The organism is Stenotrophomonas sp. SrG, assembly GCF_050031795.1.
Classification (GTDB): Bacteria; Pseudomonadota; Gammaproteobacteria; order Xanthomonadales; family Xanthomonadaceae; genus Stenotrophomonas; species Stenotrophomonas rhizophila_A.
Window position 1 is genome coordinate 1 of the sequence record NZ_JBNBBE010001733.1, and the last position, 230, is coordinate 230.

1 pseudogene is annotated in these 230 nt (G+C 68.3%); it reads right to left on the minus strand.

The features are described 5' to 3' along the window. Positions 1–230 (minus strand): annotated as a pseudogene (locus ACQG3P_RS25190) (acetyl-CoA C-acyltransferase); the annotation flags it as partial.

Here is a 230-nt window from a genome sequence, read left to right on the forward strand (position 1 = left end):
ATCCAGTCCAGCTGGTCCTGGGTCAGGCCAGCCTGCTTGAGCGCCTTGGGAATGGCCGCGATCGGGCCGATGCCCAACACTTCCGGGCGCACACCGGCGACCGAGAAACTCACGAAGCGGGCCAGCGGCTTCAGGCCGTAGACCTTGACCGCCTGTTCCGATGCCAGCAGCACCGCACCGGCGCCGACGCTCAACAGCGAGGAGTTGCCGGCGGTCACCGTGCCGCCGAA